Annotated in this window: 7 protein-coding genes; 2 read left to right on the top strand and 5 right to left on the bottom strand. The window is 68.6% G+C overall.

The window, feature by feature from the left end; translation table 11 throughout:
- Positions 1–2 precede the first annotated feature (2 nt).
- Positions 3–6140, top strand: a complete 6138-nt coding sequence (locus ACAM49_RS07745) for a type I polyketide synthase (protein ID WP_369634760.1) — start codon at positions 3–5, stop codon at positions 6138–6140.
- A gap of 44 nt (positions 6141–6184) precedes the next feature.
- Here the strand turns inward: ACAM49_RS07745 and ACAM49_RS07740 are convergent, their stop codons facing one another.
- From ACAM49_RS07740 to ACAM49_RS07720, 5 genes are all read right to left on the bottom strand, one after another.
- The gene (locus ACAM49_RS07740) at positions 6185–7045 is read right to left on the bottom strand and encodes a class I SAM-dependent methyltransferase (protein WP_369634759.1); all 861 of its coding nucleotides are present in this window, start codon (positions 7043–7045) and stop codon (positions 6185–6187) included.
- A complete protein-coding gene (locus tag ACAM49_RS07735; RefSeq protein WP_369634758.1) occupies positions 7038–7793 on the bottom strand; it encodes a thioesterase II family protein in 756 nt (251 codons plus the stop codon). The genes ACAM49_RS07740 and ACAM49_RS07735 overlap by 8 nt, the downstream gene beginning before the upstream one ends.
- A 25-nt stretch (positions 7794–7818) precedes the next feature.
- Positions 7819–9036 carry a cytochrome P450 gene (locus ACAM49_RS07730; protein WP_369634757.1) on the bottom strand — a complete coding sequence of 406 codons (1218 nt, stop codon included), beginning with the start codon at positions 9034–9036 and terminating at the stop codon, positions 7819–7821.
- 137 nt (positions 9037–9173) lie between these two features.
- Positions 9174–10457 (bottom strand): cytochrome P450, encoded by a 1284-nt coding sequence (locus tag ACAM49_RS07725; RefSeq protein WP_369634756.1) that lies wholly within the window; start codon positions 10455–10457, stop codon positions 9174–9176.
- A gap of 112 nt (positions 10458–10569) precedes the next feature.
- Positions 10570–11610: a nuclear transport factor 2 family protein gene (locus ACAM49_RS07720; RefSeq protein WP_369634755.1), complete on the bottom strand. Its 1041-nt coding sequence runs from the start codon at positions 11608–11610 to the stop codon at positions 10570–10572.
- Positions 11611–11703: 93 nt separating this feature from the next.
- On the opposite strand from ACAM49_RS07720, the gene ACAM49_RS07715 reads away from it, so the two are divergent.
- On the top strand, positions 11704–12328 hold a 625-nt coding region (locus tag ACAM49_RS07715), incomplete at its 3' end, for a GlxA family transcriptional regulator (RefSeq protein WP_369634754.1).

The following is a 12328-nucleotide window of genomic DNA, read 5'->3' as shown; positions in this document are numbered from 1 at the left end:
ATATGACGAATACCGAGAGCACCGCCAAACTCGCCGACGCGCTACGGGCCTCGCTGAAGGAAACCGAGCGGCTGCGGGCGCGCAATCGTCAGCTCGACGCGGCCCTGCGCGAGCCGATCGCGATCGTCGGCATGGCCTGCCGGTACCCCGGCGGCGTCGAATCACCGGAAGACCTGTGGCGCTTGGTCTCCGACGGCGTCGACGCCACCACCGAGCTCCCCGACAACCGCGGCTGGGATATCGAACGCATCTACGACCCCACCGGCGAACTGCCCGGCCGCTCCCACACCCGATCCGGCGGATTCCTGCACAGCGCGGGCGATTTCGATCCCACCTTCTTCGGCATCAGCCCGAACGAGGCGGCCACCATGGATCCGCAGCAGTTCCTGCTGCTCGAAACCTCCTGGGAGGCCTTCGAACGCGCCGGAATCGACCCGGCGACCCTGCGCGGCAGCGCGACCGGCGTGTGGGTCGGCATGATGTACCACGACTACCCGGCCAATACGAACGCCGGATCGCTGGCATCGGGCCGGCTCTCCTACACCTTCGGACTCCAGGGGCCGTCGGTCACCGTCGACACCGCGTGCTCGTCCTCGCTGGTGGCCATGCACTCCGCCGCCGCCGCACTGCGCGCGGGCGAGTGCGAACTGGCCCTGGCGGGCGGTGTGACCGTGATGGCGGGCCCGGACACGTTGATCGAGTTCAGCCGCCAGCGCGGGCTGGCCATCGACGGCCGCTGTAAGTCGTTCTCCGACAGCGCCGACGGCGTCGGCTGGGCCGAGGGCGCCGGTGTGCTGGTGCTGGAACGACTGTCCGACGCGCAACGCAACGGCCACCGGATTCTCGCCGTGCTGGCCGGTTCGGCGGTGAACTCCGACGGCGCCTCCAACGGCCTGACCGCGCCCAACGGCCCCGCGCAGCGGCGCGTCATCGAGCAGGCGCTGGCCAGTGCCGGAATCTCCGCGGATGGGGTCGACGCGGTCGAAGGGCACGGCACCGGAACGACTCTGGGCGACCCGATCGAGGCGCAGGCCCTGCTGGGCACCTACGGTCGCGATCGTGCGCCGGAGCGGCCGCTGTGGCTGGGGTCGCTGAAGTCGAACATCGGGCACGCCCAGGCCGCCGCGGGTGTGGGCGGCGTGATCAAGATGGTGATGGCGATGCGGCACGGGACGCTGCCGCGCACGCTGCACGTGGACCGGCCGTCGACGAAGGTCGATTGGTCGGCGGGCGAGGTGCGACTGCTGACCGAACCGGTGTCGTGGCCGCGGCGGGATCGCCCACGCCGCGCGGGTGTTTCGTCCTTCGGCATCAGCGGCACCAACGCGCACGTGATCATCGAAGAGGCTCCCGTGGCCGAACCGGCTCCCGCCGCCGCGGCGACCCCGGCCGAACCCGCCGGGGCGGTCCTGCCCTGGGTGCTGTCCGCCGCCGGTGCCCGTGCGCTCGGCGAGCAGGCCGTTCGCCTGCGGTCGTATGTCAGCGAAAACGCCGTCGCGGCAAATGATGTCGGGTTCTCCCTGGCCGCCACCCGCGCCACGCTCGGCCATCGAGCGGTGGTCCTCGGCGCCGATAGCGACGAATTGCTCTCGGGTATCGAGGCATTGGGTCGCGGGGACTCCGTACCCGGTGTGGTGTCGGGTCGCGCGGTTTCGGGATCGACGGGCTTCGTCTTCTCGGGTCAGGGTGCGCAGTGGGCCGGTATGGCCGAGCAGCTACGTACTCACCCGACCTTCGTGGAGACATTCGACAAGATCGTCGCGGAGCTGAATCCGCTTCTCGACCAGCCGGTTTCGCTCGACGAGGCACTGGCCTCCACGGACCTGGTCAACCAGACGGTCTTCGCGCAAGCCGGACTGTTCGCCTTCGAGGTCGCGGTGTATCGCCTGCTCGAGGCGTGGGGCATGCGCCCGAATCTGTTGGCGGGCCACTCGATCGGCGAGATCGCCGCCGCGCATATCGCCGGAGTGCTGTCACTCTCGGACGCCTGCGCCCTGGTGGCCGCGCGCGGCCGGTTGATGCAGGCCCTCCCCGCCGGTGGCGCGATGGTCGCGGTGGGAGCGCCGGAATCCGCCGTGGCCCCGCTGCTGACCGACGGCGTATCGATCGCGGCCGTGAACAGCCCCACCTCGGTGGTGATCTCCGGCGTCGAGGCCGAGATCGACGCACTGGCCGAGCTATTCGCCGAGAAGTCCTGGCGGACAAGCCGTCTGCGGGTATCGCACGCGTTCCACTCCGGATTGATGGACCCGATGTCGGCGGAGTTCGCCGCGGTGGTCGAGGGCCTGAGCTTCGCCCGGCCGACCATTCCGCTGGTGTCGACCGTGACCGGCGCCCGGGTGACCGATGAGATGTCGGACCCGGCGTACTGGGTGCGTCAGGTCCGCGCCACCGTGCGGTTCGCCGACGCGGTCACCACGATGGCGGACGCGGGTGTGGTGCGCTTCGCCGAGATCGGGCCGGACGCGGTCCTCACGCCCATGGTGGCGGACACCGTGGACGCCGAAGGCACCGTCACGGTGGCGGTGGCACGCCGCGACGCGGCCTCGACCGCCTCCGTGACGACCGCGGTCGCGAAGTTGTTCGTCTCGGGCGCCGAGGTGAACTGGACCGCGTTCTATCCCGGAGCGCGACCGATCGACCTGCCCACCTACGCGTTTCAACGCGAGCGGTACTGGCTCGATGCGAAGCGGTATCTGTCGACGACGTGGCTGGCCGCCGAGGCCGATGCCGCGGGATTGGATCCCGTCTCCCATCCGCTGCTGGGAGCGATTGTCCCGCAGCCGGATTCGGGCGGGATGAGCTTCGTCGGCCGATGGTCGCTGGACTCGGTCGGTTGGCTGGCCGATCACAGCGTGCTCGGCACGGCCCTGCTGCCGGGGACCGGTTTCGTCGAATTGGCGACCCATGTGGGCGGATTGATCGGCCAGCCGCGAGTAGAAGAGCTGATCCTGCACGCGCCGCTGACACTGCCCGCCCGCGACGGGGTTTCGGTCCAGGTGGTGGTCGGCGCGGCGAATGATTCCGGGCGACGGCGCATCACGATTCACTCGCGCCAACCCGATGCCGTCACATGGACATTGCACGCGGAGGGCGACCTCACCGCCGAAGACCGCGAGCCCGATTTCGATCTCGCCGCCTGGCCTCCGGCCGACGCCGAGCCGATCGACGTCACCGACGCGTACACCGAGCTGCTGGACGCCGGATACGGATACGGCCCCTATTTCCAAGGCATGCGGGCGATGTGGCGACGCGGCGAGCACGGGGCCGACGGTCACGAACTGTTCGCCGAGGTGGCCCTGCCGGATGCGGAGGCCGCCGAAGGCTATGGCCTGCACCCCGCGCTGTTCGACGCGGCCATGCACGCCCTCATCGTGGATCAGCTTCGCAATGGCGGCCTCGACGCGCCCGCGCTCCCGTTCAGCTGGCGGGGTGTCGCACTGCACGCGGCCGGGAGCAGCGCCGTCCGGGTCCGAATCCGGGTGCACGACAACCGCTTCACGCTGTGGCTGGCCGACAGCACCGGCAGCCCGGTGTTGTCGGTCGACTCGCTGGACACCCGTCAGGTGTCCGCGGACCGGCTGCGCGCCGACCGGGTGGCCGATGCCTTGTTCACGGTGGACTGGGTCGCGGCGTCGGTCGGCACCGGTTCGGCGGCCCTGGCACGCACGGCGGTCATCGGCGCGCCAGGCTCGGCGGAAGTGCGCGGCTATGCGGACCTCACGTCGCTGATCGCGGAACTCGACGCGGCGGCCGAAGCCGTTGTCCCCGCGCTGGTTCTGCTCTATTCCGCCGATACCGGCGACGCGTCCTCGCACGACGCCCGCGAGGCGGTGCACGGCGTGCTGGCCGCTGTTCAACAGTGGTTGGCAGACCCCCGATTCGCCGAGTCCCGCCTGGTGATCCTGACCCGCGACGCGGTCCGCACCAGCGAGTGGGAACAGGTACGCCCGGCACAGGCCCCGGTCTGGGGTTTGGTGCGCGCGGCCCAGGCCGAGCATCCGAACCGGTTGCAGCTCTTGGATCTCGAGGCCGCGGCCGACCACGATCCGGCCGCCGTCGCCACCGCCGCCACGGCCCTGGCGACCGAGCCGGAGGGCGCGCTGCGCGACGGGAAGCTCCTGGTGCCGCGCCTGGTTCAGCATCAGCTCACCGAGGAGAACCGCGAGCCCGTCGAGCCGTTGGACACCGGCACCGTGCTGATCACCGGCGGCACCGGTGGGCTGGGCGCGCTGTTCGCCCGGCACCTGGTCACCGAATACGGTGCGCGGCGGCTGGTTCTGACCTCCCGGCGGGGGCCGGAAGCTCCCGGCGCGGACGCGTTGTGCGCCGAGTTGACCGAACTCGGTGCGCAGGTGACCATCCTCGCCTGCGATGTCTCCGATCGGGACGCGCTGAAAGCCGTACTCGACGGGATCGGGTCCGAGCACCCGCTGACGGGTGTCGTGCACGCGGCGGGCGTCGCCGACCACGGTCTGATCGAATCGATGACGGGCAGTCGCATCGATGCGGTGTTCGCGCCCAAGGCCGACGCCGCGTGGCATCTGCACGAACTCACCAGCGACCTGCCGCTGTCGCTGTTCGTGCTGGTGTCCTCCGCCGGTGGGTTGGTGCTGGCCGCCGGACAGGCCAACTACGCGGCGGCCAACGTCTACCTCGATGCCCTCGCCAGCTATCGCCGGGCGGCCGGGTGGGCGGCCACCTCGATCGATTACGGCCTGTGGGAACGATCGAGCGGTCTGGGCACGGAACTCTCGGACGAGGATTTCGAACGAATGCGGCGACAGGGCTTTCCGGCGCTGTCGGAAGCCGACGGCCTGGCGCTGTTCGATGCCGCCGTGACCTCCGGCGTCGCCCAGCTGGCCGCGCTGCCGATCGACCGGGCCGTGCTGCGTACACGAGCCGAGCACGCACCCGCCCTGATTCGCGGGCTGGTGCCGGTGGCGGCACAGCGCGAGACGCCGTCACCGCTGCTGGAGCTGGTCGGCCTGCCGTCCGCCGAGCGGCTGCCGCTACTGGTGGAGTTCGTGCGCAAGCAGGCGGCCAAGACGCTCGGCTACGCGGATTTCGAGCTCATCGAGGTCGACAATGTGTTCGGCGAAATGGGATTCGACTCGCTCACCGCGGTCGAATTCCGCAACGCGCTGCGCGACGCCACGGGCGTGCAGTTGCCCGGCACCCTCGTCTTCGACTTCCCGACGCCCCAGATCCTCGCGAAACAGCTGGACGAACGACTGGCCGAAGGCGCGGGCTCGCTCGCGAACGCGGTCAGCGCGGCCGCCCAGCGCGATCGCGAGGAGGGCGTCGCCGATGACTCGCTGTACGGCATGTTCCGCACCGCGGTCGGTCGGGAACAGTATTCGGTCGCCTTCCTGCTGCTGCACCTGGCGGCACAGATGCGCGACCTGTTCACCGCCAACGAGGTGCCGGAGGTCGAGCCGGAGCTCATCCGGATGACCGAGGGCGACGCCACGCCGCGCATCATCTGCATCGCCCCGCCGATGGCGGCGGGTGGTGTGCGCCAATACGCCCGCGTGGCAAGCAAACTGCGGACGGCCCGCGACGTGGTCGGCCTCGCACCGATGGGATCCCATGCGGGCGAGCCGCTGCCCACCGACTATGCCGCGGCCACCAAGGCGTTGATCAAGCCGATCCTCGACGCCGCCGGCGGGCAGCCGTTCGTGCTGTTCGGGTACTCCTCCGGCGGAGTGCTGGCCTACAGCGTCGCCGAACAGCTGGAGGCGTTCGGCGGGCCGACGCCGACGGGCGTGGTGCTGGTGGACAGCTACCGGGTGGCCGAGGGCGACGGCAGTGAGTGGATTCTCAAGCCGGTCGCCGAGAACATGGTGACCAACGAGGCCGCCTTCGATCGCTTCGATCCGGCCCGTTTGACCGCCATGGGCCAGTACATTCAGGTGCTCCGCGGCATCCTGCCCGGGAAGATCGCCGCGCCCACGCTGTTCCTGCAGTGCGCGCAGCGGATTCCCGGTGTGCCCGAGGACTTCCAGGCGTGGCAGGCCCAGCCGTGGGATGAGAGCCATCGGGTGGTCCAGGTGGACGCCAACCACTTCGCCATGCTGCACGAGGGCTCGGATCAGGTCGCCGCGGCGGTCGACGATTGGCTGGAAGAGCTGGTGTGACGATGCGGCCGGGAGGGCGATTCGCCCTCCCGGCCGCTATCCGGTCATTTGGCCGTGTGCGTGAGCCGAACCGCCCCGTACCACGGAATTCGCTTGGCGCCGAGCGGCATTCGGGGGCCGACGGGCGCGAAGGCGAGCGACCACAGCAGCGGGGGCAACCGGCGGAATCGGGCCGCCATGCGGAACAATCCGATGACCTTGTCCGCGGTCCACCCCGCGTCGGCGAAGAAGCGCAGCGGTTCGAGGGGCCCGAACTTCCAGGGCGAGTTCTCGAGCAGCTTCTTGTTCACCCGGTTGAACCGGTCGACCACGGGCTTGTTGTTGACATCCATGATCCACCAGGCGATTTCGGGTCGCGCCAGTGCCGCGGCCAATCCCGAGACCTCGTCGTCGGACAGGTAGTACACCAGTCCTTCGGTCAGGACGAGCGCCTTCTTCACACCTTCGAGCGCCTGGTCGAGGAATTGCTCGCGCGCTGCCGGGTCCGCGAGGTCCACTGCGGCACGGGTGAGTTCGCAGCGCGGGGTCTCGCCTTCCAGCAGGCGGTTCTTCTCGGCGATCAAATCGGGGAAGTCGACTTCGATCCAGCGGAGGTCGGAGGGCAGGTCGAGACGGTACGGCCGCGCATCCATACCCGCCGCCATATTGATGACGAGATCGCAGCCCTCGGTGAGGGTTTCGGCGATCAGATCATCGATGACCTTGGTTCTCGTGACCAGTGGCCAGCCCGCCATCGCGTTCGATCCCTCACCCGCGACGATGGCCTTACCGGTTTCACCGGCGAGCCGTTCCGCGAGCGGGTCGTGAAAAAGCGCGTCGGGTCGGGCGGATTCGAGCGCGCGATAGGCGGCCACCCAGTGCGCGGTGTCCGAGACATTCGAAACGGGTCCAGCGGTTTCAGGCATAGTTGCGGTCTCTCTGGTCACGAATAAGTTGGGCCACACCGTGCGAGTTGGCATCGATGTAGAAGTGGCCGCCCGGAAACGATGTCTGCGTGAAGGGGCCGGTGGTGTGCGCCTGCCACTCTTTCAAGTCGGCGATGCTGGTGGCGGGATCGCTATCACCGACCAGCGCCACGACAGGCGAGTCGACTGTGGAATCCGGTGCACACGAGTAGGTTTCGATCGCCCGGTAGTCACTTCGCGTGACCGAGAGAATGAGCGACCGGAAATCGGGATCCTCCAGCAGCGCCGCGGGAGTGCCGCCGAAGTCCAGCAGGTGCCGGATCAATTCCTGATCGGTGTAGCGGTGCACACCGTGAGAACCCTTCCGCGCCGGTGCGATTCGGCCCGATACGAACAGTGTGGCGGGCGGTGTCGCCTGCTCCTGTTCGAGACGGCGGCAGGTCTCGAACGCGACCGCCGCGCCCATACTGTGGCCGAACAGCGAGTAGCCCGCGGGCCGCGGAATCAATTCGAGAATTTCCGGCAGCGCGCCCTCGACCAGCTCGGCGACGCTTCCGAGCAACGGCTCGTGCCTGCGATCCTGGCGACCGGGGTATTGCACACCCAGTACCCGGAATCGCGGTCCCAGTGTTCTGGCCAGCGGCCCGTAGGAAATGGCCGATCCACCGGCGTGTGGAAAGCAGATCAGAGTATGGGCGCCATCCTCCGCTGCGGCGGACAAGCTACGTAACCAGCTGGTGTTTGCCATGGGACCTCTCGGCGAATCGTGAATCTCATTGCAGTAGAACGGGAACCGACTGGTGACCGTTGGAGACGAAGCTGCCCAGCGGCCGGAGTTCGGCGGGATCCACCGCCAATCGCATATTCGGGAACCGCTCGAACAGGGCCGGGAGCGCGATCGCCGCCTCGAGCCGGGCCAGGGGCGCGCCGAGGCAGTGGTGCGCACCGTAGCCGAAGGCGATGTGCTCCTTGTTCTCCCGGTGCACGTCGAAATCCCCGGCGGTGTCGCCGTGAATTCCCGGGTCCCGGCTCGCGGCCCCGTAGGAGGCGAGAATCGCCTCACCCGCGGCGATCCGCACACCGGCGACCTCGATATCCTCGACCGCGTAGCGCAGGGGCAGATGCGTGATCGGCGGCTGGAAGCGCAGCGCCTCCTCGATCACCTCCGACCACGGCACCCGGCCGGCGGTTACCGCGGCCCGCTGTTCCGGATTGGTCAGCAGGGCAACGATCGCCTGGTCGAGCAGGTTGACCGTGGTCTCGTGACCGGCATTGATCACCAGGATCAGGGTGTCGATCACTTCCTTCTGGGTCAGCCGGTCGGAGTCCTCGTCGACGGCCGAGATCAGCGCGCTCGTAATGTCCTCGCCGGGATTGCCGCGCCGGTAGAAGATCAACTGCCCCATCAGCGAGACCATTTTCAGGACATTGGCCTGCGCCTGCGCCGGTGTGAAGGAGGTGTCGAAGAACCCGTCGACACACGCGTGGATCTTGGCATTCAAATGCTTTGGCACGCCGAGCAATTCACCGATGACCTGGATCGGCACCGGGTACGCGTAAGTGGGCCGCAGGTCGACGATTTCACCCGTCGGAAGGGCATCCAGTTGTTTCAGCAGTCCATCGACGATGGTTTCGATGCCCGGGCGCATCAGGGCGGTGCGGCGAGCGGTGAATGCCGGTGCCACGAGTTTGCGCAGGCGGCGATGCTGGTCGCCGTACGCGGTGAACATATTCTCCGCGATCACCCACGGGTGCAACGGCCACCGATGGTCGATCTCCCCGTTCTTGTAGGCCGTCCAGTGCTGGCGCGGATCCTTGGACACTCGGGGATCGGCGAGAAGTTCCTTCAGCACCGCGGCATCGGTGACCGCCCAGGCCGATACCCCACCGGGCAAACCCACCGGGGAGACCGGTCCGCGCTGTCGTATCCGCTCGTTTTCAGCCTGAACATCGGCGCCCGTCGGATCCAGCACAATCGCTTCAGTATTCAAGGACCAACTCCCGAGCCGCGGGGCGAACCCCGCCTCAATCTTGTTCCCGCACTGGTGATGCGGGGACCGCCCCGCCTCACCGACTCCACTTCGATGGGGATCGCTGTCGCATTACAGCGAAACTTACCACTGAGTAGTCAACGGGACTTCAGCCGAACGGGCATCTGTGAGTAACCGCGCAGCGTGGACAGCCGGCGGCGGGTCGGTTCGCCGTCGAGGCGAATATCGGGGAAGCGGTCGAAGAGGGCGGGCAAGGCCTGCAGGACCTCCAGTCGTGTCAGGCTCGCGCCGATGCAGGCGTGCATACCGGTGCCGAAGGAGAGGTGGTCCTTGGCATTGGCGCGGGTGACGTCGAAGCGGTGCGGGTCGGGGAATTTGGCGGGATCGCGGTTCGCGCCCGCCACGGAGACGACGACCGACTTTCCCGGCTCGAGCGGAACACCGCCCTCGAATTGCACCGGCTCCAGGACGCTGCGGGCCGTCATCTGCACCGACGTGTCGAAGCGCAGCAGTTCCTCGATCGCGAGCGACCAGCGTTCGGGCTCGGCGCGCAGCAGGTCGAGTTGATCCGGATGGGACAACAGGATCGGGATCGAATTGCCGAGCAGGTTCATGGTGGTCTCGAAACCCGCGCCCATCAGGACGTTCGCGCTGGCCAGCAATTCGGTGGTGGTCAGGTCGCCGGTGGTGACCAGGAGGCTGAAGATGTCCTCCCCCGGGTCGCGGCGCACCTTCTCGATGTGGGCGACGAGGTAGTCCGTCAGCGCCTCGGTCGCGAGCATGGCGCGGTGGTGGGCCTGCCAGGAGATTCCGACGTCCAGGAGCGGCGCGACGTGGCTCCCCCAGCGCAGGAACAGCTCGCGATCGGCCGCCGGGAAACCCATGATTTCCGCGATGACGGCGATCGGCACCTGGGCGGCGAAAGTCGCGATCAGGTCCACCGATTCGTGCGCGGCCATGGCGTCGAGCAGCTCGGCGGTGACCTCGCGGACCCGATCGCCCAGGCGGGCGACGGCGCGGGGGGTGAACGCGGAGGCGACGGGCTTGCGCAGGCGTCCGTGCTCGGGCGGGTCCAGCGCGAACATGGACGGCGCTTCGATCGGATTGGGCGGCACCGCGATTCGCTCGGCGTAGCGGCGCAACGGCAACGGCACCGCGGAATCGATGGGCTTACGCACGCCGAATCGCCTGTCCCGCAGGATTTCCCGGCATGTCTCATAGCCGAAGACGGCATATCCCGCGCGCGTGACCTGTACCCCGCCGTCACCGCGCAGCTGATCGATCAGCGAGTACGGGTCATCGTAGCCTTCGTCCCCACTCATCAGCCGCGCCAGCAGGTCCCCCTGGGCGCGCAATGCGAGAAACCCCAGCCGCGGCAACCCATGCTCCGCCGCCCACCTGATCGAGTATCTCGCATCCATCAAAACCCCTGTGCCGTAACGGAAACCGCGAGCGCCAATGCCTCGCCGATCCCAATATAGGACGAAGCGCCCTTATTGCGCCCTCGGCGAGGCATCATAAAAGTCGGCGGCGCTATTCGCCGAAGAACGGGTGATCGACGACGTAGAGCCACCGCCCGTCCGGTTGCCTGCGCGCGACCTCGGTCGTGGTGGTGGTCAGCGGCTGGGGCGCCAGACCGGTGGCGGTCGCCTCGCTGGACAGCAGTGCGATATCGCCTGCCGTGTGAATCTGCCGCAGGCGCAGGGAGACTTGTGCTCCGGCGGCGATGTAGTCGCGCAGGCTTTCCCGGATCGCGTCGGTGCCCGCCACCACGGTCCCCGGGGTGGGCGCGAAAACCGCCGCGGGCTCGTACAGTTCGACCAGTCCGTCGAGATCGCCCGCCACCAGTCGCTTCGCGAAGAGTTCGGCCAGCTCCTCCGGCGTCCCGGCCAGCTCCGGTGTGCGCGCCGCCGGTGGCTGGTCGCCCCATCCGGTCACCCCCATCAGGTCGTGCCAGTCGGGCATCGAGCCGTAGGGCAGGCGGGCGCGCAGCAGCAGTCCGGGGAAGCTGACCGGGCTCGCCTTGCTCGGCTTGCCGTGCACCTGGGCGAGGATCTCCTCGGTGAGCGCGAAACTCAGGTCGGCCCTGGGGTACACGGCGTGCACGCGCTCCACCAGTTCGGGCGGCAGCTGCTCGCGATTGCGCCCGAGGACATCGGCGGAGATGCCGACCTGTGCGAGGGCGACCTCGGGTTCGCGGCGACCGGCGATCCCGTCGGAGGTGTGCAGCGCCACCGCGTCCCACACGATGCGCACACGCTGCTCGGCCACGCCGCGCTCACGGAGGAAGGCGGCGGCGGTGTCGGCGCCGTCGACCTCGAAGCGCTGGTCGCCATTGCCCGGTTCGCTCAACCCGATGTCATGGAGTACGCAGCTCAGGAACAGCAGCTCGTCGTCGTAGCCGGTGTCCGGATGCAGCCGCGCGGCCAGTTCCCGGGCGTACAGGTAGCTGCGCACGCTGTGTGCGAACACCACCGGGGTCTCGGCGGTCTGCGCGAAGCGGTAGGCGTCCACCGCCAAATCCGTTGTGGGCAGGTCGAAGTCGATGAACGGTTCTGGAATTCGATTGGTCAAGGTCGGTCTCCTGTGGGTTGGTGCTCCCGATTCTTCGACCTGCCCCGCAACCCGAACAGTGGCCAGAATGCCACGGTGCGTTAAATTCTGGCCATGCACGTGATCGCGGTTCTGGCGCTCGACGGTGTGGTTCCCTTCGAGCTGACGATCCCCGGACAGGTGTTCGGGGCGGCCAACAGTCGTGCGGCCGTTGCGGCCTATGAGATCCGTCTGGTCGCGCCCGGACGCGAGACCGCCACGGACCCCGCGCTCGGCGCATTCACCCTGCGCACCGACTGGGACGTGCCCGATCTGGCCGCCGCCGACACCATCATCGTGCCCGGCCACGCCAATTTCTCCGCGCCCCAATCGGATTCGGTGCTGACCGAGTTACGTGCCGCGGCAGACCGGGGCGCACGCATCGCCTCGGTGTGCGTGGGAGCCTTCACCCTCGCCGCCACCGGTCTGCTCGACGGCCGCCGCGCCACGACGCATTGGCGGCACGCGGCCGACCTCGCCGCCCGTCATCCCGAAATCGACGTGGATCCGTCCGTACTGTTCATCGACGAGGGACAGCTGCTCACCTCGGCCGGTGTGGCCGCGGGGCTCGATCTGTGCCTGCACCTGGTCCGCCGCGATCTGGGCGCCGCCGTGGCGGCCGACACCGCCCGCGCCATCGTCATGCCCCTCCAACGCGAAGGCGGCCAAGCCCAATTCATCGGGCACCCGGCCCCCGACC

This window comes from Nocardia sp. JMUB6875, assembly GCF_041154655.1.
Classification (GTDB): Bacteria; Actinomycetota; Actinomycetes; order Mycobacteriales; family Mycobacteriaceae; genus Nocardia.
The sequence above is the reverse complement of the archived record's forward strand: the minus strand, read 5'-3'. Positions and strand labels throughout refer to the sequence as shown.

Excerpts from the sequence above, each read along its gene's own strand:
- ACAM49_RS07725 (WP_369634756.1), bottom strand. The coding sequence starts at position 10,457 with ATGGATGCGAGATACTCGATCAGGTGGGCGGCGGAGCATGGGTTGCCG.
- ACAM49_RS07735 (WP_369634758.1), bottom strand. The coding sequence starts at position 7,793 with ATGGCAAACACCAGCTGGTTACGTAGCTTGTCCGCCGCAGCGGAGGAT.
- ACAM49_RS07740 (WP_369634759.1), bottom strand. The coding sequence starts at position 7,045 with ATGCCTGAAACCGCTGGACCCGTTTCGAATGTCTCGGACACCGCGCAC.
- ACAM49_RS07745 (WP_369634760.1), top strand. The coding sequence starts at position 3 with ATGACGAATACCGAGAGCACCGCCAAACTCGCCGACGCGCTACGGGCC.